Annotated in this window: 19 protein-coding genes and 2 tRNA genes; 5 read left to right on the top strand and 16 right to left on the bottom strand. The window is 54.3% G+C overall.

Annotated elements, in window-relative coordinates; genetic code table 11:
* Positions 1-37: 37 nt before the first annotated feature.
* From murD to mraZ, 11 genes are all read right to left on the bottom strand, one after another.
* On the bottom strand, positions 38-1,372 hold the full coding sequence (murD, locus tag LVJ83_RS01475) for a UDP-N-acetylmuramoyl-L-alanine--D-glutamate ligase (protein WP_244785615.1): 1,335 nt from the start codon (positions 1,370-1,372) through the stop codon (positions 38-40).
* Positions 1,373-1,375: 3 nt separating this feature from the next.
* A complete protein-coding gene (locus LVJ83_RS01470; protein WP_244787590.1) occupies positions 1,376-1,873 on the bottom strand; it encodes a group II truncated hemoglobin in 498 nt (165 codons plus the stop codon).
* Positions 1,874-1,884: 11 nt separating this feature from the next.
* Positions 1,885-2,172 carry a hypothetical protein gene (locus tag LVJ83_RS01465; protein WP_244785613.1) on the bottom strand — a complete coding sequence of 96 codons (288 nt, stop codon included), beginning with the start codon at positions 2,170-2,172 and terminating at the stop codon, positions 1,885-1,887.
* Positions 2,173-2,374: 202 nt separating this feature from the next.
* Positions 2,375-3,460, bottom strand: coding sequence for a phospho-N-acetylmuramoyl-pentapeptide-transferase (gene mraY, locus LVJ83_RS01460; protein ID WP_244785611.1), 1,086 nt, complete (start codon positions 3,458-3,460; stop codon positions 2,375-2,377).
* A gap of 92 nt (positions 3,461-3,552) precedes the next feature.
* Entirely contained in the window at positions 3,553-4,911 is a 1,359-nt protein-coding gene (locus LVJ83_RS01455) for a UDP-N-acetylmuramoyl-tripeptide--D-alanyl-D-alanine ligase (protein WP_244785609.1), read from the bottom strand.
* A 138-nt stretch (positions 4,912-5,049) separates the two neighbouring features.
* Entirely contained in the window at positions 5,050-5,529 is a 480-nt protein-coding gene (locus LVJ83_RS01450; protein WP_244785607.1) for a hypothetical protein, read from the bottom strand.
* 108 nt (positions 5,530-5,637) lie between these two features.
* Positions 5,638-7,110: a UDP-N-acetylmuramoyl-L-alanyl-D-glutamate--2,6-diaminopimelate ligase gene (locus LVJ83_RS01445; protein WP_244785605.1), complete on the bottom strand. Its 1,473-nt coding sequence runs from the start codon at positions 7,108-7,110 to the stop codon at positions 5,638-5,640.
* A gap of 15 nt (positions 7,111-7,125) precedes the next feature.
* A complete protein-coding gene (gene penA / locus LVJ83_RS01440; protein ID WP_244785604.1) occupies positions 7,126-8,877 on the bottom strand; it encodes a peptidoglycan D,D-transpeptidase PBP2 in 1,752 nt (583 codons plus the stop codon).
* 160 nt (positions 8,878-9,037) lie between these two features.
* On the bottom strand, positions 9,038-9,298 hold the full coding sequence (gene ftsL, locus LVJ83_RS01435; RefSeq protein ID WP_244785601.1) for a cell division protein FtsL: 261 nt from the start codon (positions 9,296-9,298) through the stop codon (positions 9,038-9,040).
* A 12-nt stretch (positions 9,299-9,310) separates the two neighbouring features.
* Complete coding sequence (gene rsmH / locus LVJ83_RS01430) at positions 9,311-10,282, bottom strand: 16S rRNA (cytosine(1402)-N(4))-methyltransferase RsmH (RefSeq protein WP_244785599.1); 972 nt, start codon at positions 10,280-10,282, stop codon at positions 9,311-9,313.
* Positions 10,279-10,734 carry a division/cell wall cluster transcriptional repressor MraZ gene (gene mraZ, locus LVJ83_RS01425; protein ID WP_244787588.1) on the bottom strand — a complete coding sequence of 152 codons (456 nt, stop codon included), beginning with the start codon at positions 10,732-10,734 and terminating at the stop codon, positions 10,279-10,281. Before mraZ ends, rsmH begins: the two co-directional genes overlap by 4 nt.
* Positions 10,735-11,054: 320 nt before the next feature.
* On the opposite strand from mraZ, the gene LVJ83_RS01420 reads away from it, so the two are divergent.
* The 3 genes from LVJ83_RS01420 (at position 11,055) to LVJ83_RS01410 (ending at position 12,609) form a co-directional block, all read left to right on the top strand.
* A complete protein-coding gene (locus tag LVJ83_RS01420; protein WP_244785597.1) occupies positions 11,055-12,203 on the top strand; it encodes a class I SAM-dependent methyltransferase in 1,149 nt (382 codons plus the stop codon).
* Between the two features lie 250 nt (positions 12,204-12,453).
* Positions 12,454-12,530, top strand: a tRNA-Met gene (locus LVJ83_RS01415).
* A 3-nt stretch (positions 12,531-12,533) separates the two neighbouring features.
* Positions 12,534-12,609: transfer RNA gene (locus LVJ83_RS01410), tRNA-Ala, on the top strand.
* Positions 12,610-12,996: 387 nt separating this feature from the next.
* Here the strand turns inward: LVJ83_RS01410 and LVJ83_RS01405 are convergent.
* From LVJ83_RS01405 to LVJ83_RS01390, 4 genes are all read right to left on the bottom strand, one after another.
* Complete coding sequence (locus LVJ83_RS01405; RefSeq protein ID WP_244785595.1) at positions 12,997-14,568, bottom strand: TerC family protein; 1,572 nt, start codon at positions 14,566-14,568, stop codon at positions 12,997-12,999.
* A 327-nt stretch (positions 14,569-14,895) separates the two neighbouring features.
* Entirely contained in the window at positions 14,896-16,089 is a 1,194-nt protein-coding gene (ccsB, locus tag LVJ83_RS01400) for a c-type cytochrome biogenesis protein CcsB (protein ID WP_244785593.1), read from the bottom strand.
* Entirely contained in the window at positions 16,082-18,034 is a 1,953-nt protein-coding gene (locus tag LVJ83_RS01395) for a cytochrome c biogenesis protein ResB (RefSeq protein ID WP_244787586.1), read from the bottom strand. Before LVJ83_RS01395 ends, ccsB begins: the two co-directional genes overlap by 8 nt.
* Before the next feature lie 197 nt (positions 18,035-18,231).
* On the bottom strand, positions 18,232-18,861 hold the full coding sequence (locus LVJ83_RS01390) for a c-type cytochrome (protein ID WP_244785591.1): 630 nt from the start codon (positions 18,859-18,861) through the stop codon (positions 18,232-18,234).
* A 149-nt stretch (positions 18,862-19,010) separates the two neighbouring features.
* Here LVJ83_RS01390 and yihA point away from each other — a divergent pair, with 149 nt between their 5' ends.
* Positions 19,011-19,655, top strand: coding sequence for a ribosome biogenesis GTP-binding protein YihA/YsxC (gene yihA / locus LVJ83_RS01385; RefSeq protein WP_244785589.1), 645 nt, complete (start codon positions 19,011-19,013; stop codon positions 19,653-19,655).
* Positions 19,656-19,744: 89 nt separating this feature from the next.
* Here the strand turns inward: yihA and LVJ83_RS01380 are convergent, their stop codons facing one another.
* The gene (locus tag LVJ83_RS01380; protein WP_244785587.1) at positions 19,745-20,701 is read right to left on the bottom strand and encodes an AEC family transporter; all 957 of its coding nucleotides are present in this window, start codon (positions 20,699-20,701) and stop codon (positions 19,745-19,747) included.
* A 229-nt stretch (positions 20,702-20,930) separates the two neighbouring features.
* Here LVJ83_RS01380 and LVJ83_RS01375 point away from each other — a divergent pair, with 229 nt between their 5' ends.
* On the top strand, positions 20,931-22,484 hold the full coding sequence (locus LVJ83_RS01375) for a DNA recombination protein RmuC (RefSeq protein WP_244787584.1): 1,554 nt from the start codon (positions 20,931-20,933) through the stop codon (positions 22,482-22,484).
* The last annotated feature ends 348 nt before the right edge of the window (positions 22,485-22,832 follow it).

Here is a 22,832-nt window from a genome sequence, read left to right as displayed (position 1 = left end):
GCAGCTGCGGCTTAAGGATATGCCGCGGGTAAATAAGCTATAAAGCCTCAAATGCTTCAACAAACACTTGCGCGCGGTGGGCATAGCCTTGAAACATATCAAAGCTGGCGCAAGCCGGGCTGAGCAACACGATATCGCCGCTCTGCGCGATTTCATAAGCGCGCCGCACCGCCGCTTGCAGCGTATGGCAGTGCTCCAGCGGCACACCGCAGCCTTGCAGGTCGGCTTCGATTTTCGGCGCGTCCGCACCGATCAACAGCACCGCACGGGCTTTGTTGTGCAGCGCGGCGCGCAACGGCGTGAAATCCTGGCCTTTGCCCTGCCCGCCCGCAATCAGCACCAGCGGGCTTTGCAGCCCGGCAATCGCCGCTTCGGTGGCGCCGACATTGGTGCCTTTGCTGTCGTCGATAAACACAACGCCGTTTTTCTCACCCACTTTTTCGACACGGTGCGGCAGGCCTTTAAAGGTTTGTACATGTTTGAGCAATTCGGTGCGCGGCAGCCCGACGGCTTCGCACAAGGCCAGTGCGGCCAGCACATTGGCGGCATTATGCAGCCCTTGCAGCGGAATATCGGCAGCGGCGAGCAAATCGTTATTACCCGCTTTCAGACGGCCTGAACCGCCCTCCACCCAATAATCGGCCGGCTGCGCCAGCGAAAACCATTTCACTTCGCGGCCGCTGCGGCGCATGGCACGGCACATCACATCATCGGCATTCAGCACCTGCACGCCGCTGCCGCGAAAAATTTTATCTTTGGCGTGGGCGTAATCGAGCAAATCGTCATAGCGGTCGAGGTGGTCTTCAGAAATATTCAGCACCGCCGCCGCATCGGCGTTTAGATGATCGGTGTTTTCCAATTGAAAGCTGGAAAGCTCCAACACCCACACATCGGCAGGCCGGCCGCCGCGCTGCATATACGCTTCCAGCACCGGTGTGCCGATATTGCCCGCCACCACCGTATCGAGGCCGCATTGTTCACACAAATAGCCCGCCAGGCTGGTGACCGTGGTTTTGCCGTTGCTGCCGGTGATGGCAATGATTTTGCCGCTTTGTTGCGCCAGCAGACCGGCCAGTATTTCAATGTCGCCGAGCACCCGCCCGCCCGCTTGTTTGAAAGCTGCGATTTCGGGCGTGCGCTCGCTGATGCCGGGGCTGAGCGCCAATATTTCAACGCCTTGCAAAGCATCGTTCAGACGGCCTGTATAACATGGCAGGCCGGGAAACCGCTGCTTCAGCTGCGTTTCGCGTTCTGCGCTTAATTTGGCATCGTAAGCCGACACCGCCGCGCCCTGCCCCTGCAAAAAGGCAATCATCGATACGCCAGAGCCACCGAGGCCGGCGACTAATACTTGTTTATTTTGCCAATTCATCGCTTATTCAACATCCATGACAGAGGCCGTCTGAAAAAAACCCTCGATACCGTATTGCTGCAACAGCGCCTGCAATTGCGGCAGGCGCTGCACATCGGCGGCCATCGGCGGTTGCGGCGGCGCATATTGCGGTTCGGGCTGGTTGCGCATCCAGTCGCCCAATACAAACAGATTAAACAGCAGCGGCTCGGCCAGCTCTTTTGCCACTGCCAATTCCTGCAAAGCCTGCGCAAAACAAGCCAGCCATTCGTTGCGCAGCTGCATGGTGACGGCAAACGGCATGTGCCGCTGGCGCAAACGCGGATGACCGTGCGCCTGCTGATACAAATCGGGGCCGCCGAGCCAGCCGCTTAAAAATTGAAACAGGCGCTCGCGCGCGTAATCCAGCGTTTCGCCGTGTGTGGCGCGTAAAGCCGCATAACACGGCTCCAAATCCATCAAATCGTAAAAACGGTCGGTCAGTGCGGCCACTGCCGTTTCTCCGCCGAGTGAGGCATACATCGTGCTCATGTTCAGACGGCCTTTTTATGCCGGCGGCAATGATAAGGGCTTTCGCTTGCCAACTCTTTACCCGTTTCCAAATGATAAATACGAATGGTTGCCCCCGTCTCCAATGCCGAGCACATCGCGTTGCGCGCGCTATAAATGCCGCTGCCTTGGGCTACCGAGCGAATATTGCCCAAAGCCGGTTTGCCATTGTGATCAAAGGCTTTCAACTCGTAATGGCCAGACAAAGTCAAGCAGCCACTGACAAGCACCGGCAAAAGTAAAACAGCAAAAGTTTTTGGATGGATAAACATCATTTTTCCTACTGTTAAACACAATGGCTTTCAGACGGCTTTCAGAGTGTCTTGTCCATTCGATTGATGGGGGTATTTTGCCTCTGAAAACACATCTGCTGCGTGAAAAAGCCTCGCAAGATGTCCAATCTTGCTGCGTTTTTTGCCTGGTATCTGCATTTACAGGAACAAAAAAACCTCATCAACAACACATCAAGACACCCTAGCGGATTTTCAAAGTCGTCAGGCCAATCAGCACCAAAATCATGGTGATAATCCAAAAGCGCACCACCACTTGGGTTTCTTTCCAGCCTTTTTGTTCGTAATGATGGTGAATCGGCGCCATCAGAAAAATGCGCTTCTTGCGGGTTTTATAAGAGCCCACCTGCAACATCACCGACACCGCTTCCACCACAAACAACCCGCCCATGATAAACAGCACGATTTCCTGGCGCACAATCACTGCCACCGTGCCCAAAGCTGCGCCCAGCGCCAAGGCGCCCACGTCGCCCATAAACACCTGCGCGGGATAGGCGTTGAACCACAAAAAGCCCAAACACGCCCCGCACATCGCGGCACAGAATATCACCACTTCATTTGCGCCCACCACGTGCGGCAATTGCAGATAACGGGCAAATTCCACGTGGCCGCTGGCATAGGCAAAAATTGCCAAGCCGCCCGCCACCAGCACCACCGGAAACGCCGCCAAGCCGTCTAAGCCGTCGGTGAGGTTGACCGCATTCGATGTGCCGACAATCACAAAATAAGTCAGCACCACAAAGCCGATGCCGCCGAGCGGATAGGCAATTTGCTTGAAAAACGGCACGATAAAGGCATTGCTGGCACTCAAATGGGCAAAATAAAACAAAAACACGCCGGCCGAAAGCGCCACCACTGATTGCCACACCAGCTTAAACTTGCCCGACACGCCGTTGGGGTCTTTATAAACCACTTTGCGCCAATCGTCGTAAAAACCGAGCGCGCCGGTGGCCAGCAGCACCACCAGCAAAATCCAGATATACGGATTGGCCAGATTGCCCCACAACAGCGTAGACACGGCAATGGCGGTCAGAATCAGCGAGCCGCCCATGGTCGGGGTGCCGTTTTTCACCAAATGGGTTTGCGGGCCGTCGTGGCGCACCGCCTGGCCGACTTTCAGCGCCGTGAGCTTGCGGATGGTCCACGGCCCCAACAGCAGCGAAAATGCCAGCGAAGTCAGTGCCGCCATCACGGCGCGAAACGTGGTGTAATGCACCACATTAAAGGCAGTAATCCAGTTGTCGAAAATATTTGCAAGCCATAACAGCATGGGCTGATTCCTTTAATTGATATTGCTTTTATTGATGTTGCCGCTTCGCACAGGCCGTCTGAAACATTCAGACGGCATCTGGCTAACCCGATTCAATGTTCGGCCAGCGCGGCGGCCACAGCTTCCATTTTCATAAAACGCGACCCCTTCACCAGCACATGCGCACCCGGCGGCAAATCGTGGCAAAGCACCTGAATCAGCGGATCTTTATCAGCAAACCACAAACCCGCCGCACCGAATGCTTCGGCCGCATGCACACTCTCATCGCCGACAAAATAAGCCGCTTCGATGCCTTTGCCGTGCGCATACCTGCCCACTTCGGCATGCATGGCGGCGGCTTCGTCTGCGCCGAGTTCGCCCATATCGCCCATCACAAACACGCGCGGTGCGGGCAGCTCGGCCAACACATCCAACGCCGCTTTCATGCTGTCGGGGTTGGCATTATAAGTATCATCGAGCACGGTGGCGTTTTTGATGCCCGGTTTGATTTGCAGACGGCCTTTGATGTTGGCAAAATTTTTAAGACCGTCGGCAACGTTTTGCACATCCAACCCTGCCGCCAAGGCCAATGCGGCGGCGGCCACGGCATTGTGCACATTGTGCCGCCCCGGCACCGGCAGCACCACCGCCGCCCGTTTGCCGCCGTACACCAAATCAAATTCGCAAGACAAAGGCTTCAATACCATGTTTTCAGCATGAATATCACCGCCCTGCACACCGAACGTCTGCCGTTTAAATGCTTTTGAGGCCGTCTGAAACACCGCCTGATGAGCGTCTTCACACGGAATCAGCGCCAGGCCGTCTGAAGCCAAGCCCTGATAAATCTCGCTTTTGGCGCGGGCAATATCGCCCACGCCGTCAAAACCGCAACCGACATGCGCGCGCAAGGCATTGTTGACCAGCGCCACATCGGGCTTGGCGATTTGTGTTAATGCCGCCAATTCGCCAAAATGGCTCATGCCCATTTCAATTACCGCATAACGGTGCGCCGGCGTGAGCTTCAACAAGGTAAGCGGCAGGCCGATGTGGTTGTTGAAATTGCCTGCTGTGGCCAACACCGTTTCCGCACCGAAGCTGTGGCGCAATACTGCCGCCAGCATTTCTTTCACCGTGGTTTTGCCCGATGAGCCGGTGATGCCGACCACAAACGGGTTGATGTGGTTGCGCCAAGCCTGCGCCAGCGTTTGCAGGGCGTGCAGCGTGTCTGCCACATGCAGCGTATCCGGCAGCGCCGCGCAATCTTCACGCGACACCACCGCCGCCAATGCGCCTTTTTCCAACACGTCGGCGACAAAATCATGTGCATCAAAGCGATCGCCCGCAAGCGCGAAAAACACATCACCGCTTTGTATATCGCGGCTGTCGGTAACAATGCGCTGCACCGCTGCATTTTCAGACGGCAACGGCAGATGGAGCGCTTCACAAATAAAGTTTAAATCTAAAGGTTTCATATGATTTATAGTTTCTTTCAGACGGCCTGTGGTTTATGCAAAGGCCGTCTGAAAAGCGTATTTATGATTTTAAGTATAGGGTGGGCGTGAACCCATCATTTTTCGTATCGTATCAGATGTTGATGAGTTTGCCCCATCCTACGCCTGCTGCTTTTCTATCTGCTCAGGCGTATTTGCAGAGCGTTGCCTGGCTGCTTCATCAGTAAAATAAGCAATATTTTTTCCAGCCAACCACAAAAACAGCAATGCTAAAAAATTGATACCAAACATTATATTATTGGTATGCCAGCTCACGCTAAAAGACAGCACTCCTGTCAAATCGATAAAAAACTTGTTGCCAAATTGAACCTTAATCAAAGCCAATGCAAATACCAGCAACATCAGCCGGAAGCCTTTGACCCGATATTTAAAAGCATTCCACGATGCCGCCAAAGTGAGTGCAGCCACCGCCAGCATCACCAATACCGACCACCAAAAAACCGTTTCAGGCGCAAAAACCTGCTGCAATACCAACACAGCCAGCCAATGTGTAGCCTGTAAAAAAGTTAGCCATGCCAAAAATTTGCCGCTTTTCGGCAAGCGTGAATAATCCGGAAATATACGTTTAAACCACTGCATTAATTTAATGCCTTCTTCATATTTTCAGCAATCGAATTATTTTGCTGGGTTTACACCCATCCTGTGCTTGTTTTCAGACGGCCTGAACCTATACAGGCCGCTTGAAAACTATCGCCCGACCAACGCCGCTTCGGCCACTTCAAAATCGGAAAAATGCTGTTTCTGACCCAAGATATCCTGATAGGTTTCATGGCCTTTGCCCGCAATCAGGATAATGTCTTGCGGTGCGGCCTGCGCCACGGCGTATCGGATGGCGGCTGCACGGTCGGCTTCCACCCGTTCGGGCTGCGGCACGGCAGGCAGAATATCATTGATAATGTCTTGCGGCTCTTCCATGCGCGGGTTGTCGCTGGTTACCACCACTTTGTCGGCGGCGGTCGCGGCGGCGCCCATCAGCGGGCGTTTGCCTTTGTCGCGGTTGCCGCCGCAGCCGAACACGCACCACAGCACAGCACCTTGCGGTTTGATTTCATTCAACGTGGCAATGGCTTTTTCAAGCGCATCGGGGGTGTGGGCATAATCCACCACCACCAGCGGCTTACCGGGGTTCATGATGCAGTCCATGCGGCCGGTGGCGGGGCGGATTTGCGCCAGCGCGGCCGATACTTTATCCAGCGGATAACCGTTGGCGCACAGCAGGCCTACGCAGGCGGCAAGGTTTTGGGCGTTGAAGCGTCCGAGCAGGCGGCTGTTGATTTCGCTGCGGCCCCACGGTGTGGCCAGCATCACGTTCATGCCGTCTGAAGCAGCGCTAAAACGGTTGATGCGGATGTCGGCCTGTTCGCCGAAACCATATCCATATACCGCCAAATCGGGGCGCTCGGCTTTCAGACGGCCTGCCAATACAGCGCCGTAGTCGTCGTCGATATTGATAAACGCATGCTGCAAACCCTGCCAATAAAACAGCCGCGCCTTGATTTCGCCGTATGCCTGCATGCTGCCGTGGTAGTCGAGGTGGTCGCGCGTGAGATTGGTGAAAATGGCGCTTTTAAACGCGGTGCCGTTCACACGGAATTGGTCGAGGCCGTGGCTGGACACTTCCATCGCCACATTTTTTGCGTTTTGCCCGGCAAAGTGGTGCAACAGGGTTTGCACCGACACCGGATCGGGGGTAGTGTGCGTGGCGGCTTCGAGTTTGCCCCAAAAGCCGTTGCCCACGGTGCCGATAACGGCGGTGGGGGTGCCGAGCAAATCGCCGGCCTGCGCCAGCCATTGGCTGATGGAGGTTTTGCCGTTGGTGCCGGTTACACCCCAAACGGTGAGGCCGTCTGAAACATTGCCGTACACCGCAGCAGCCACAATGCCGGCGCGGCGTTTCAAATCTTTGATGCCCTGATTGGGCACGGTGTATTCAGACGGCCACGCAAATGTGCCGTCGTCGTCCCAAAACACAAACGCCGCACCGTTATCGATGGCGGCGGGAATATAGCTGCGCCCATCGGTATATTCGCCCTGGCAGGCGATGAAGATGTCGCCGGGGCGGATTTTGCGGCTGTCTGAATGCAGCAACCGCCCTGCTGTAAAATCACACAGCAGGGGCGGCAGATGGGTTTCAGCTAAAGGGGATAATTCGCTGAACATACAAAGGTCTCTTGTCTAAGGGTTGCGGGCGGCCTGCACGATGGTTTCTTTCAAGGGTTTGGTGGGGGAAACGCCGAGAATATTCAGGCTGCCCGCCATCACGCTTTTAAACACCGGCCCGGCCACCACGCCGCCGTAATAGCCGTTAACAGTAGGCTCGTCGATGCTCACCGCCACAATCACCCGCGGGCTTTGCGCCGGCGCGAAACCGATAAAGGTGCCCACGTGCTTATTGTTGACATAACGGCCGTTGACCAGTTTGCGGGCGGTGCCGGTTTTGGCGCCCACATCAAAGCCGTCTATTGCGCCGGCGGTGCCGGTGCCGCCTTTTTCAGTGACCGAAATCATGATATTGCGCACGGCTTTGGCGGTTTCGGGCTTGATAATCTGCTGCCCTTTGGGCGCGGCTTCCTGCTTTTCAAAACTTATCGGCAGCAATTCGCCGTCGTGGGTAATCACGGTGTAGGCGCGCACCAGTTGCAGCAGGCTCAATTGCAGACCATAGCCGAACGACATGGTGGCCTGCTCGATCGGCCGCCAGTTTTCCCACTTGCGCAACAGGCCGGCCGATTCGCCCGGAAAGCCCGAATGCATGCGCTGGCCGACACCGATGCTGCGGTAAAAATCATACATTTCATGCGGCGTAAACATGGCCGACAGCTTGCTGGTGCCCACGTTGGATGATTTCTGCATAATGCCGCGCACATCCAAAGAAGGGTAAACATGGGTGTCGCGCACGGTGGCCGGGCCGATTTTATAGGGGTTGGTGTTAAACCAGGTATTCACATTCACTTTGCCCGAATCTAATGCTTTGGCAATGGCAAACGGCTTCATGGCGGAGCCGGGCTCAATCATATCGGTAACGGCGCGGTTGCGGCGCTGCTCGCTGTCGGCCTTGCCCGGATTGTTGGGATCATAAGCCGGGCTGTTGGCCAACGCCAGAATTTCACCGGTTTGCGCATCCAGCACCACCACGCTGCCGGCTTTGGCACGGTGGTGGGCGATGGCTTTGTTCAACTCTTCATAAGCCAGCGTTTGGATACGCTGATCCATCGACATCACCATATCGTGGCCGTTTTTCGGATCGCGGTTGCGCGGCGAATCGAGGCTGTCGACGATGTTGCCTTTATTGTCGCGCAACACCACTTTGGCGCCGTTTTCTCCGCGCAAATCATCTTCACGCGCCAGCTCCAAGCCTTCCTGGCCTTTGCCGTCGATATTGGTAAAACCGATCACATGGGCAAACAGATTGCCCATCGGATAATGGCGTTTGGCTTCTTTTTGGAAAGCCAGCCCTTTAATGCCCAAGGCCGCCACTTTATCGGCGGTTTCTTTCGGCAGCTGGCGTTTCAGATAGATAAAATCTTTGTCTTTTTTGGCCAGCCGCGCCTCAAGGGTTTCCAACGGCACACCGGTCAACGCCGAGAGCTCGGCCAGCTTGTCGGCCGGCGGCATCGCATCCATGCTGGAAGGCACGGCATACAGCGATTCGGTCGGCGCACTCAGCGCCAAGGTGGCGCCGTTGCGGTCGGTAATGGTGCCGCGCGATGCGGGCAATGCCAAGGTGCGCACAAAGCGCTGGTCGCCCTGATTTTTCAGAAAATCATGCTGTGTGGTTTGCAGATACACGCCCCGCCCTACCAATGCGGCAAAGGCAAGCGCCAAGCCGCCCAACACAAACGCAATCCGCCCGTTGGTGCTGACGGGTTTCTTGCCCTTGGGCTGCTTGGGCAGCATCTGCGGCTTGTATTCGTTTTTGATTAACATAGCAACTTCTCGTTTTTATAATATTTCATTCAATGGTCGGCAGCATCCGCCGGCATACAAAATCTTCTGCGGCCGTTGCGGGGCCTCCCGCGGCATCCCGACCATTCGATTTACAGATGTTTTTGCCTCTTACAAACCCATTGGCAGAACGTGCCGGCCGTTATTGCATCTGAATCATGCGGGTATCGGCCATGGCGGGCGGATGCAGGTTTTGCCTTTCGGCTGCATTTTTAATCAGCTGGTGGTTGGACAACTTGGCCTGGTCCAACTTCAGGCGCGCATAATCCTGCTCAAGCTGCACTTCCTGCTTTTCGGCCTTATCCAACGCTATGTAGTATTGGCGCGACTGGTCTTGCACGGTTACCACCGCCAAGCCCGACAACAACGCCGCCGCCAGCAAAATCACATTTAATTTATTCATACACTTATTTTTTCAGACGGCCTGCTCAGATGCTTCAAATTGACCGCCCGTGCGCCCGGCAATCCGCAATACGGCCGAACGGGCGCGCGGGTTGCCTTGCACTTCTTGTTCAGACGGCTTCACAGCTTTACCGATTAAGGTAAGCGGCGGCTGCGGCAAATCGGCTTCACGTATTGCCGCCCATTTCGGCAGCGGCGCATGTTGCGAATATTGCTTCATAAACTGCTTCACGATGCGGTCTTCCAGCGAATGAAAGGCAATCACCGCAAGGCGCCCGCCCGTATTCAAACGCTGCACCGCTTGCGGCAGCACGGCTTTTACTTCTTCAAGCTCACGGTTGATGAAGATGCGAACGGCCTGAAACGTCCGCGTCGCCGGATCCTGTCCGCGCTCGCGAGTACGGACGTTTTGCGCCACCAGCTGCGCCAGCTTGCCGGTTGTATCAATGGGCGCGGCCTCGCGTTGCGAAACAATGGCGCGCGCAATCTGGCGACTAAACCGCTCTTCACCATAATTTTTAATCACCTCGTGTATCTGCTGCTCTTCAGCCGCCGCCAGCCATTCGGCAGCGGATTGGCCGCGGGTCGGATCCATACGCATATCCAGCGGCGCATCAAAACGGAAACTGAATCCGCGCGCGCCTTCGTCAATTTGCGGCGACGAAATGCCCAAATCAAACAGAGCGCCGTCAATCTTGCCAATGCCCAAATCATCCAAGGCCGTCTGAAACGTGGCAAAACCGTTGTGCACCACGCTCACGCGCGAATCTCGGGCAGCCAGCTCACGGGCTACGGCAATGGCTTGCGGGTCTTTATCAAACACCACCAAACGGCCTTCGCTGCCCAGCTTCGACAAAATCAGCCGCGAATGGCCGCCCCTGCCGAAGGTGCCGTCAACATACACACCGTTGTCACGGATATTCAGCGCATCCACCGCTTCATTCAGCAATACCGTAATGTGGCGGTGCGGCGTGGTTTCACTCATAGCTGCAAATCCGTTTTGCTCAATTCAAACGCCAGCTCGTCCGCATCAATATCCAGCGCCTGATTCATTTCTTCTTCCCAATGCTCTCTGCCCCACAGCTCAAGGCGGTTGGCGCGGCCGACCAAAGTCACTTCTTTATCGAAATCCACACGGCGGCGCAGATTGGCCGGCAGCAACACACGGCCTGCGGTATCCAGCTCCAGCGTATCGGCATTGTGCAACAACAGGTTTTGATAACGCTGCAAGGCCGGGTTGCCGGCCACTTTCAAACCCAACAGCTGGCGGGCAACCCCTTCCCACTCCGGTTCGGGATAAATCAGCAGGCGGTGGCGCGAATCCAGCGTGGCCACCACGGCCGGGGTGTAATGGCGCAGCAGCATTTCGCGGAACTTGGCAGGAATCGCCAACCGCCCTTTGCTGTCTATGCTCAATTCATGAACGCCGCCAAACACTTTATCCCACTCCGTTATCATTTTCGGGCAATAGCGACACTTTGACACACATTACCCCACATGCCCACACTATAAAAAATTTTATGCTCACGGTCAAATCGGCTTTTTCATAAAAACAGACGGCCAGACAAGCACTTATCGGCACAAAAACAGGCCGCCACCTTTACAGACAACGGCCTCAAACAAGCAAAAATACAACATTTAGTATCAACTAATTATAAAAAATACCATATATAGTATTCAGACACCAAAACCCGCACCATTTCAATACAGGTTATAATGACTGCATCCTCTTTTTAAATTTACATGTTCTAACAATCATGGATTTACAACTTCCTCCCCCTTCTGCAACAGCCGCAGCCGCCAGCCGTGCATTGCAAACGCTGATTGCCGAGGAAATCCGCCGGCAAGGAAACTGGATACCGTTTTCACGCTTTATGGAGCTGGCACTTTATGCACCGCAATACGGCTATTACACCGGCGGCGCACATAAAATCGGCAGCGGCGGCGACTTCATTACCGCGCCCACCCTCTCACCACTGTTCGGCCAAACCCTGGCCCGCCAACTCAAGCCGCTGCTGGCGCAAACGGAAGGCAATCTGTATGAGCTGGGCGCAGGCACCGGCGCACTGGCCGCCACCTTACTCAACAGCCTTTCAGACGGCATCAAACACTATTACATCATCGAAGTCTCGCCCGAGCTGGCCGAACGCCAACGGATCCATATTGCCGAAAACGCTCCCGAAAACGCCGACAAAGTGATACATCTCAGCCAGCTGCCCGATACACTGAACGGCATACTCATCGGCAACGAAGTACTCGATGCCATCCCCTGCGAATTGGTCCGCCGACAACAAGGGCAGTTTTGGCAAATCGGGGTTGGCATGACCAAACAAACGTTCACACAAACGCCCCGCCCGCTGACTTCGCCCGCGCTGCTGCAAGCCGCCCGCAACTACTTTCCGGGCTGCGAACCCTACACCAGCGAGCTACACCCGGCACAACACGCCCTGATACACACCTTGGCCGGCAAACTGGCCTGCGGCGCCCTTATCTTTATCGATTACGGTTTTGATGCCGCCCAGTATTACCACCCGCAACGACACATGGGCACATTAATCGGCCACTACCGCCACCACACCGTACACGACCCGTTTTTCCATATCGGCCTCACCGACCTGACCGCACACGTTAATTTTACCGACATCGCCCAGGCAGGCACCGATGCGGGGCTGGATTTAATCGGCTACACCAGCCAGGCTCATTTTCTGCTCAATTTGGGCATTACCGACATCATGGCACAAACCGCGCAGCCGCAATCTGCCGACTACATACACCAATCCGCCGCCCTACACCAATTAATCGACCAACATGAAATGGGCGAGCTGTTTAAAGTGATGGCGCTTGGGCGGAATATCGATGTTGATTGGCAAGGTTTCAGTTTTGGCGATATTTGCCACAAACTATAGCGAAACAACCACTTCAGAGGCCGTCTGAAAGTTTTTTACACCCATCTTTTTTACACCCATCTACATAAAAGTAAGCTAACAAGAATGTATTCAGGCTGTTTTGTGAATGGGTATAAAAACTTTCAGACGGCCTTAAGCTTGCGGTATCAAAAGTAATTTTCCCCGAAAAATCAAATAAAAATTAATATTCCTGTAAAAAACGCTTGCCCAAAAATTTAAAACCCGTATAATCACGTCTTCAACACAAAGCGGCGAATTAGCTCAGTCGGTTAGAGCAGAGGAATCATAATCCTTGTGTCCGGGGTTCGAATCCCTGATTCGCCACCATTTGGGGGTATAGCTCAGTTGGTAGAGCGCTTGCATGGCATGCAAGAGGTCAGCGGTTCGATCCCGCTTACCTCCACCAGATTCAAAAAAAGACCACATCATCATGTGGTCTTTTTTCATTTACCATTTTTTCATACCCATTCAAAAAAAGCATCCAACCGTACCGGCTCGCCATACGTGTACACCGTCTTCAGCCCGCCGCCGGGTTAGCTGAATTTTGTGAATGCGCACCAGCGCCAGCCTTTCGACACCAATTTATTTTTCCGAATAAATATCAGGCATTTGGCTACTGGATATATCATCAGGCCGTCTGAAAGCAAAATGTTCGGACGGCCTGAAGTATTAATGGAATGATATCCTTGGCATCCAAAGCTTAATCATGCTCCTGCGGCTCAGGCAGGCGAACATATTCAGGCTATTTGAAACGTGCAGGTTTCAGCAAAGCCACTTTATTGTGCAGCCTGGCTCAAACATCCTCCGCATCAGGCACGCGGCTGATGCGCACACGCTCAATGCGCTGGCCTTCTTTTTCGGTTACTTCAAAACGCCAACCGTGAAAATCAACCGCATCGCCCACGTCGGGAATGGTTTGCAACTCTTCCATCATCAAACCGGCCACGGTATGGTAATCGGCATCATCATTGTGCGGCGGCAAGTCGATTTGCTGCGCCAATTCCACATATTCGATGCTGCCGTCGACCGTGAAGCTTTCATCTTCACTGTTTTCTTCAATCAGCGGCGCATCTTCGCGCTCGAATTCTTCGGGAAACTCGCCTGCGATGGTTTCCAGCAGGTCTTTCATGGTAACCATGCCGAGAATGGCGCCGAATTCATCCACCACCAGCGCATAATCAGCGCTGTTTTTGCGGAACAACTCGATGGCATTCAGCGCAGTGGTGCTGTCGGGTAAAACCAGCGGCTGGCGCAGGGCGGCTTGAATGTTCATCTCGCCGCCGTCGATCAGTTGCGCCAGCAGATCTTTTTTGTTGATATAACCCAACGGCTCGTCTACCCCTGCTTTGCCGACCACCAACAGGCGGCTGTAGGGCGTGTTTTGCAGTTGTGCAGACTGTTCTTCTCTGCTTTGCGAAATATCCAGCCGCTCGATGTCGCGCCGCGGTATCATCACCCCCATAATCGGCCGTTCGGCCAACGTGAGCACGCTGCGTATCATTGATTTTTCGTTTTCTTCGAAATGGCTGTCATCTTCCCCAACACTCTCTCCGGCCTTAGCCAGCACCGCCTCGCGAATGCCCATCATGCCCAACACGTTTTCCGCCGTGCGCTGGCGCCAGGTGTTGCCGATATAGGCATTGCGCTTGCTGTTTTTCTGCGAAACCTGGTTAAACACTTCAATCAGAATTGAGAAACCGATGGCGGCATACAGATACCCTTTGGGAATATGGAAGTGAAACGCTTCGGCAATCAGACTGAAACCGATCATCAACAGGAAGCCCAAGCACAACATCACTACGGTAGGATGGTTATCGACAAATTCAGTCAGCGGTTTGCTTGCCCAAATCATCACGCTCATGGCCACGATGACGGCGGCCATCGCCACCACGATATGATCCACCATCGCCACGGCAGTAATCACCGAATCGATGGAAAACACCGCATCCAGCACCAAAATCTGCAACACCACCCCCCAAAACGGCGAGTGTTTTTTTTGCGTATCGGCCACATGAAATTGATTGTGTCCTTCCAACCGCTCATGCAGCTCGGTGGTGGCTTTATAAAGCAGAAACAAGCCGCCCAGCAGCATAATCAGATCTTTGCCCGACACCGCAAACGAGCCGATGTAAAACCACGGGTGGGTCAGCGTCATGATGTGTGCCATAAAGGCCAGCATCACGATACGCATCACGATGGCCAAAGAGAGGCCGGTAATCCGGGCTTTATCGCGATAAGCAGGCTTGACCTTATTGGCCAGAATCGCCACAAAAACCAGATTGTCGATGCCCAACACCACTTCCAATATCAGCAAAGTAGCGAAACCTATCCAAGTGGTCGGTTCGGCGAGCCAACTGAAATCCATAATATTTGATGTCCTTACGCATGCCGTTCAGACGGCCTCAAGTATCTACAGGCCGTCTGATGCCCATTCACAAAAACAGCCCAACGGCCTCGGCTGATTGTTTTGTATGGGTATTGAACGGTTGGTTACGGTTGTAAAATAAAAATAACAAAAGGCAACCCCGAAGCTTCAGGGTTGCCTTGAATCTGCTGCATACACGCCACCACACGGATTACGCCAACGTAAACTGCTCTGCTCGTCATCTTTCATGGTGGTGTGAATCGGCCTTAAATATAAGAAATTCAAGTTTACCAGTTTGCATCAAAAATGCAAGCGGCAACCCAATGCTTACAAAGTGCCGTAAGAATGCAGGCCGCTCAAAAACATATTCACGCCGATAAAAGCGAAAGCAGTGATAAACAGGCCGACAATCGCCCACCATGCCAGCACTTTGCCGCGCCAGCCGGCCACCAGGCGCAAATGCAGCCACACGGCATAATTGAGCCACACGATAAACGCCCAGGTTTCTTTCGGATCCCAACTCCAATAGCGGCCCCAAGCGTCTGCTGCCCACAGTGCGCCCAAAATCGTAGCGATGGTAAAAAACAAAAAACCCACCGCAATGGCTTTATACATCACTTCTTCAATCACTTGCGATTCGGGAAGCCATGATTTTTTACCTTTGGCTTCGTTGGCCAATGCCCACAATTCGGCAATGCCGAGCATGGCCGCCATACAGAATGCGCCGTAGCCGATAAAATTGGCCGGCACATGAATTTTCATCCACCACGACTGCAAGGCCGGAATCAGCGGCTGAATGGCATGCGCATCACGAGAGATGCTGTACCACAAGACAAACACCACCACCACCGCCATAAACGAAAAGACAAACCCGCCCAGCTTCTGCACGGCAAATTTTTTCTCATAATACAGATACATCAGCGCCGTAATCACCAAAAAAAGAATAAACACCTCATACAGGTTCGACACCGGAATATGCCCGGCATCGGGGCGCAGCAAATAGCTTTCGTGCCAGCGTACCAGCAGCCCGGTAAAGCCGGCCAGCGCCGACACCCAAGCCAGCGCCGTGCCCATACCGAGCAAGGTGTTGGTGTCGGCGTGGCGTTGTTTCGCCACAACCGCACCGGCAATATAGCAAAACAGTGCAAAAAATACGGTGGCACACTGCCACATAATCGCCGACTGGCTGCTCAAAAAATATTTCAGCAAAAAGCCGTCGCCGCGATTGATGTTGCCGCCATACAGCAACACCGCCGTATAAGCCAGCAGCACGCTGAGCGGGGTAAACCAGCGCAAGGGTTTGAAAAACCAGCCCAACAAGATGGCCGAAGCGGCGCTGAACCACAAAATCGCCACTTCATAACCGTCCATATGGTGGCCGATACGGGTTTGGGAAAATACCGCAATAAAAACAATGGCAACGGCAAACAGCCAGTCGGCCGCAGTCAGCCGGCGGATAAACGATTTATGCGTCAGCAGGGCATGCTCGGGCAGCCGGCCGCGCTCAGTAGGGTTAGTCATGGTTTAAGTCCTTCGCCAACTGCTCCAGGCGTTGTGTGTGTTCTGGAAATTCTTTTTGTAAGTCGCGCTCATTGCGGCTGGAAGACATGGCGAAACGGATTTCCCCATCATCAAACAGCAGCCAAGCGCGTTTTTCGCGGATATAAAACATAAATACCGTGCCCAACACCAGCAGCAGCGAGCCGACATACACCAGCGACGCCCCCGGCGATTTGGTCATCTGCAAGCCGGAAGAGCGCACCTCTTTATAGCCCTCAAGCTGCAACAGCACGGGGGCCGGGTAAACAGTCAGGCCGGTATAGGCATCCATGCTGTGAAACAAAAAACGGTTGCGCGCTTCATCCTGCGGCCACGCGGGCAGCCGGTAATGGCTGATGGTGTCTTCCAGCGCGGCATTCATGGCGCCGTATAAAATCTGATAAAAATAATCCTGCATTTTGGCGCGCTCGGCCTGCGGAATATTTTGCGCCATAAAATCATTCAAAGCCAAATAACCGCCTTGCGCAAAAATGCTCAAGGTGTTTTCCGCCGCCTGATTGAAGCGGTCGCGGATATCTGCGGGCGTGCCGCGGGTGGCTGCTTCGATAATGCGTTTGCGGGCGCTTTCATCATTAATCCGCTCGCGCAATGCCATAAAGGTATCAGGTTTGCCTTGGGCATCGGCCGGCAGGCGCAGCCAGCGGTATTGCTGCTCCAAGCCTTCCCGCGTGCCGGTGATGAAAAAATAATCTTCTTCCTGCTTCACCGGCAGCATATAGTTTTTATATTCCACCGCCTGCCCTGCCTGATCGCGCAGCCGGTAAATAATCGACGGGCCGATATTGGTAAATTTTTTATCTTGGCGCACGGCTCGGACATCATTAATGGCCGTCTGAAAGTTTTGCGCTTTTTTTTCAGACGGCTCACTCATGTCTTCCACATTCATGGCCGTAAACTGATCGAATTCCAACTGATATTTGCGCCCGCCCATCTCAAATGGAAACTGGCGCATCGATACGGCATCCATCGCTGTGGGCGTGCGGCTGTTGCCGGCCAGATTCCAGGCTTTGAATTTCAAATCGGAGCCGCCGTCGGCAAAGCTGGCCTGGTAAATGGTGATGCCGTGCAAAGTCAGCGGATGATTAACGCGGATGGTTTGTTCGATTTTTTCACCGGTGGCCTTGTCGGTGACCACCAAGTCGCTGGCAAAATCTTTCGGCATGCCGGTATCGTAAAAATCGATATGGAATTTTTTCAGATCGACGGTAAAGGGCAAATCCTGCACCAGCATCCCTTTATCGGCATTCAGAAATACCACGTCCGCGCCTTGCCCTTCGCGGATATCCACATTGCCGCGAAACGAAATATTGTTGCGCCCCAACGTGCTTTCCGGTTTGAAATCTTTGGCATACAGCGAATCATTGTCGGGCACGATATGGCCGCTGAGCATGCCGGCTTTGAGCAAAATATTGCTGTCGATCAGGCCGCCCAGGCAAATCACGATAATGGCGGCATGGGCGCAGATATAGCCCCATTTGTTCATGGCGCCTTTTTTGGCGGCAACCAGCAGCGAGCCGTCTTCCCGCACCACGGTTTTGCTGCTGAAACCCTGCACATCAAGATAGCGCACGGCGATTTCCGGCGTCAGCCGCCCCGCGAGCACGGTGCTGTGCCGCATGGCCGCGAGCGACTGCCGGCCCGCCTTGATGCGGTAAGACTTCATCTCGCGCATAAACGGCGGAATATTGCGCCACAAACACAAGCCGGTGGAAAGCACCAAAAACAACATAATCACCACAAACCAGCCCGATGCATACACATCAAACAAACCGAGAAAGCCGAAAATTTCCGTCCAAAACGGGCCGAATTTCACCAGATAATTCGCCACCGGCTGCCCCTGCTGCAACACCGTGCCGATAATCGAAGCGATACCGAGCAGGCACAGCAAGGCCACAGCAAAACGCATGGAGCTTAAAAAAGCAAACCACGGGCGGCGGATAAGGGGAAGAGAAGGTTTAGGCTGGCTCATAACTGTGGATTTTATACAACAATACAAACGGATAAAACAGTCGGTCAAACTGTAGGCAAGGCCGTCTGAAAGAAACAGCTTTCAGACGGCCTCCCGGCATGATAACTTGAAAAATCATTCAAACCGCAAATGAATCAATGTAAACCTTGGATAAAGTTGGCCACCGCATTCATCTCTTCATCAGACATACGCTTGGCCACGTCGGCCATAATGGCATTTTCGCGACGGCCGCTTTGGTAGGCCTTCAGCTGCTCAACCACATAAGCCTTGTGCTGGCCGCCCAAGCGCGGGTAGGCCAGAATATCGGTGCCGCCGCCCGGAATACCGGCGCCGTTGGGGCCGTGGCAGGCCATGCAGGCCGGAATTTTCTTATCGGCCAGGCCGCCGCGGAAAATACGGGCGCCCAGCTCGGGGTTTTCTTTAGGATTGGTTTCGCCCTGCTTGGGAAACTGTTTGGCATAGAAAGCCGAAACGTCGGCGATGTCCTGATCAGACAGCCCCATCACCATCGGCGCCATCGACGCGGCCGCCCCGGTGGTGCGCTTGCCGTCTTTAATATCTTTGGTCTGATGGAAAATATAGTTTGAAAACTGAGCCGACAGCTTCGGATACATCGCAATGCCGCTGTTGCCGTCTGCCGCATGGCAGGCTGCGCACACGTTGGTTGCGATTTCTTTGCCCTTGGCAACATCGCCTTTCAGTTCGGCAGCCAATGCCGAGCCGGCAGCCAGCGCCGTTAAAGCCAGTAAGGTAAACCGTTTCATGGAAGTGCTCCTGATGACAGCATTGTCAGGCCCGCTGCCTGCAATACCCTTTGCTAATACTCAACACCGGGCCTGATTTTTGTGCCCGGCCAAACCGATAACGCTATAAACATGCTATTCTATACTAAGTTCACACAATTTTACTACCCATGAACCTATTTCAAAACGCAAAATTCTTTACTACGGTCAATCATTTGAAAGACCTTCCCGACACACCGGCCGAAATCGCCTTTGTGGGGCGCAGTAATGCGGGCAAATCAAGCGCCATCAACACCTTGACCAACCACGTGCGCCTGGCCTATGTATCGAAAACCCCCGGCCGCACCCAGCACATCAACTTTTTCGAGCTGGCCGACGGTCATTTTATGGTCGACCTGCCCGGTTACGGTTATGCCCAAGTGCCCGAGGCCATCCGCACCCACTGGGTGAGGCTGCTGGGCGATTATCTGCAACAGCGGCGCCAGCTTATCGGCCTGGTGCTGATTATGGATGCCCGCCACCCGCTCAAAGCGCTGGATGTGCAGATGCTGGATTTTTTCCACCACACCGGCCGGCCGGTGCATATTTTGTTGTCTAAAGCAGACAAATTATCCAAAAACGAGCAAATCAAAACCTTGTCGGCGGTCAAAAAAGCATTGAAACCTTATGCCGAGCGCCAACCGGTCAGCGTGCAACTGTTTTCCAGCCTGAAAAAACAGGGCAAGGAAGAAGTGAATGAAGTGGTGGGAAAATGGTTTGCCGCCGCCACATCCCTCATTGAAGATGAAAACGGTAAAGATGAAAACAGTCACTGAAGAGGCCGTCTGAAAGGCCTTGGCAACTTAACAATCAAAACCATCATCATGCCGTCTGAAAGTTTTCAGACGGCATGATGATATCGCCGCTACATCAAGCCCATGCTGCGCAGCGCTACAATGCCTACAGCTGCCGAAAACAGCGCCCCGAGCGTAGTAATGCCGGTGATATTCGCCGCCGCCACATCATTGCCGCCCATCACCTTGGCCATCACATAACTGGTCGCCGCCACCGGCGTGGCCGTCATCAAAAACAGCACCCCCATGGGCACACCTTCGAGCCCCAACAGCAGCCCCACCGCCACCGCCACCAGCGGCGCCACCACCAAGCGCCCGATGCTGGCCTGCAACGAAATATCCGACATCTTCAACATCGACTTCATATCAAACGTCGCCCCTGCGCAAATCAGCGCCAGCGGCAGCGAAATATTGCCCACATATTGCGCCGTTTGCAGCAGCGGCCGCGGCACTTTCAGCGCCAGCGCCTGCAACGCCAACGCCAGCACAATCGCAACAATCAGCGGATTGGTGATGATTTTTCCGCCCATCACTTTCATCTTCGCCGCCCACGAGCCCTCAGCAGAACGGCTCAGCGTAATCACCGCCAGAATATTAAACAAAATCGTGACCACGCCCATATACACCGCCCCTGCGGCCAACCCGCCGTCACCGTAAGCATTTTGCACAAACGCCAGCCCCATAATGCCCAGATTGCTGCGGAACACACCTTGCACAAACACACCCTTATCGCGCGTTTCCGGCACAAAGCGCCAGGCATACAGCTCCGCTCCGAAATACAGCAGCAGCGTAGAACCAACCCCCGCCGCCAACAGCACCAACTGTTCGCCGTAATGAATCTCGCCCTTGAGCAGGTTCACAAACAGCAGTGTCGGCAAGCCGTAGTTAAACACCAGCTTGGCAGCCTGTGCGCAAAAATCACCGTTAATCTGGCCGCTGCGGCGCAGCAGCATGCCAAAAAGCAGCAACAACATACTCGGCACCGTCACTCCGACCGCAAACAGCACCGCTTCCCAAAATCCGCCCACAATCCTTATCCTGTTCAGATATTATCGGTCTGAATCATACCGCAAACAGGCCGTCTGAAACATCTAAACATGATATAGTAACCCCCCGAATTCTTTTTTCAGACGGCCTCTCTTTCATTTACCCACTATGACCGACACCCAACTCCACCTCATTCTCGCCGCCCTCGCCGCCGCCTTTTTCAGCGCCCTGATTATCTGGCTGCTGCTGAACCACAAACACCAAACCCGCATGCAAACCGAACGCAGCGCCCACCGCGAAGAAACCGCCGCCCTGCAAAACCAACTTGCCGAGCGCACCCAGCAATACCAATTTGCCGCACAAGAGCAGGCCGAAGCGGAAACCGCGCTGACCGCGCTCCGCCAGCAATATCAAAACACCCAAAACGCGCTGGCCACCGCCGAAACCATCAACCGCCAGCTGCCGCCGCTGCAAAACGAGCTGGCTGAACAACACCGCAGCGCCCGCGAGCTGCAAACCCAGCTGCAAGCGCTGCACAGCCGTTTCGCCGCCGCCGGCCAGCAAATCGAGCATCTGCAACAGCGCGAACAAGAAGCAGGCCGTCTGAAAAACGATTTCAACGATTTGCAGCAGCAACTGGCCGACACCCAAATCCGCAACGAGCGCCTGGCCACCCAAATCGAACAAGAGCGCCTGGCCCACCAAGAAAAACTTGCCCTGCTCACCGAAGCGCGCCAAAGCCTGAGCGACCAATTTCAAAACCTCGCCAACAACATTCTCGAAGAAAAAAGCAAAAAATTCAGCGAACACAACACCGAAAGCATCAACCGCCTGCTCACCCCGCTCAACGAGCGCATGGGCAAATTCAGCGAGCTAGTGCAAAACACCTACGAAAAAGAAGCCAAAGAGCGGCTCACACTTGAAAACGAGCTCAAGCGCCTGCAAACCCTCAACAGCCAGCTGCACACCGACGCCAAAGCCCTCACCCAAGCGCTGATTGGCAGCCAAAACAAAACCCAAGGCAACTGGGGCGAGATGATTTTGGAAACCGTGCTCGAAAATTCCGGCCTCAGCAAAGGGCGCGAATACCTCGTGCAGGCCGCCGGCACCCGCACCGAAGAAGACGGCAGCACCCGCCGCCTCCAGCCCGACGTTTTAGTCAACCTGCCCGACAACAAACAAATCATCATCGACAGCAAAGTCTCGCTCACCGCCTATGTGCGCTACACCCAAGCACAAGATGCCGACGAAGCCGGCCGCGCGCTCGCCGCCCACGTGGCCAGCATCCGCGCCCACATCAAAAGCCTGTCGCTCAAGCAATACAGCAATATCGAAGGCGTCAACACGCTGGATTTCGTGTTTATGTTTATCCCGGTAGAGCCTGCGTATCTGTTGGCGCTGCAACACGACAACAGCCTGTTTCAAGAGTGTTTCGACAAACGCATCATGCTCGCCGGCCCCAGCACCCTCCTGGCCACCCTGCGCACCGTTGCCAACATCTGGCGCAACGAGCAGCAAAACCAAAATGCGCTAGCCATTGCCGATGAGGGTGGCAAGCTGTACGACAAATTCGTCGGCTTCGTGACCACGCTCGAAAGCGTCGGCAAAAACATCGAGCAGGCACAAACCCAATATCAGGCCGCCTACAAACAGCTTTCCGAAGGCCGCGGCAATCTTGTCAACCGTGCCGAAAAGCTGCGCAAACTCGGCATCAAAGCCACCAAACAGCTCGACAAACAATTGGCCGAACAGGCCGAACAAGCGCCCGCCCTACCCGACGGCAGCGGCAAAGATAGCGAAGATACGGCGGCAGAGGCCGTCTGAAAGATTGCGGCCGCTCGGCCTGCTTTCCCCGCACAAATTGCGTGGTTTGACATGAATAATTCTGAATTGTCAGGACACCCTAGCGGCTGATATTCCGCAGGCAAAGTCCACGCTACACAATTGCATGATTGATTCGAGCTGCCGGGCGCTTTTAAACCACAGCAGCCTTTCAGACGGCCTGCCACTCGAGCTCTTCTGCGGGAGCGGGCAGCAAACCGCCGGGCATGCCTTTCTCACGCTTGAAAACCGCCCGACAAACAAACACCCGCCCCAAACACCCGCCATGCCGCTTGTTTTTGCATAATCTTTTCAGACGGCCTCAACGCTTATTGTTACAATACCGCTTAA

The sequence above is a fragment of the Uruburuella testudinis genome (assembly GCF_022870865.1).
GTDB lineage: Bacteria > Pseudomonadota > Gammaproteobacteria > Burkholderiales > Neisseriaceae > Neisseria > Neisseria testudinis.
The sequence above is the reverse complement of the archived record's forward strand: the minus strand, read 5'-3'. Positions and strand labels throughout refer to the sequence as shown.

Excerpts from the sequence above, each read along its gene's own strand:
- murD (WP_244785615.1), bottom strand. The coding sequence starts at position 1,372 with ATGAATTGGCAAAATAAACAAGTATTAGTCGCCGGCCTCGGTGGCTCT.
- LVJ83_RS01470 (WP_244787590.1), bottom strand. The coding sequence starts at position 1,873 with ATGTATGCCTCACTCGGCGGAGAAACGGCAGTGGCCGCACTGACCGAC.
- LVJ83_RS01465 (WP_244785613.1), bottom strand. The coding sequence starts at position 2,172 with ATGTTTATCCATCCAAAAACTTTTGCTGTTTTACTTTTGCCGGTGCTT.
- mraY (WP_244785611.1), bottom strand. The coding sequence starts at position 3,460 with ATGCTGTTATGGCTTGCAAATATTTTCGACAACTGGATTACTGCCTTT.
- LVJ83_RS01455 (WP_244785609.1), bottom strand. The coding sequence starts at position 4,911 with ATGAAACCTTTAGATTTAAACTTTATTTGTGAAGCGCTCCATCTGCCG.
- LVJ83_RS01450 (WP_244785607.1), bottom strand. The coding sequence starts at position 5,529 with ATGCAGTGGTTTAAACGTATATTTCCGGATTATTCACGCTTGCCGAAA.
- LVJ83_RS01445 (WP_244785605.1), bottom strand. The coding sequence starts at position 7,110 with ATGTTCAGCGAATTATCCCCTTTAGCTGAAACCCATCTGCCGCCCCTG.
- penA (WP_244785604.1), bottom strand. The coding sequence starts at position 8,877 with ATGTTAATCAAAAACGAATACAAGCCGCAGATGCTGCCCAAGCAGCCC.
- ftsL (WP_244785601.1), bottom strand. The coding sequence starts at position 9,298 with ATGAATAAATTAAATGTGATTTTGCTGGCGGCGGCGTTGTTGTCGGGC.
- rsmH (WP_244785599.1), bottom strand. The coding sequence starts at position 10,282 with ATGAGTGAAACCACGCCGCACCGCCACATTACGGTATTGCTGAATGAA.
- LVJ83_RS01420 (WP_244785597.1), top strand. The coding sequence starts at position 11,055 with ATGGATTTACAACTTCCTCCCCCTTCTGCAACAGCCGCAGCCGCCAGC.
- LVJ83_RS01405 (WP_244785595.1), bottom strand. The coding sequence starts at position 14,568 with ATGGATTTCAGTTGGCTCGCCGAACCGACCACTTGGATAGGTTTCGCT.
- ccsB (WP_244785593.1), bottom strand. The coding sequence starts at position 16,089 with ATGACTAACCCTACTGAGCGCGGCCGGCTGCCCGAGCATGCCCTGCTG.
- LVJ83_RS01395 (WP_244787586.1), bottom strand. The coding sequence starts at position 18,034 with ATGCGTTTTGCTGTGGCCTTGCTGTGCCTGCTCGGTATCGCTTCGATT.
- LVJ83_RS01390 (WP_244785591.1), bottom strand. The coding sequence starts at position 18,861 with ATGAAACGGTTTACCTTACTGGCTTTAACGGCGCTGGCTGCCGGCTCG.
- yihA (WP_244785589.1), top strand. The coding sequence starts at position 19,011 with ATGAACCTATTTCAAAACGCAAAATTCTTTACTACGGTCAATCATTTG.
- LVJ83_RS01375 (WP_244787584.1), top strand. The coding sequence starts at position 20,931 with ATGCAAACCGAACGCAGCGCCCACCGCGAAGAAACCGCCGCCCTGCAA.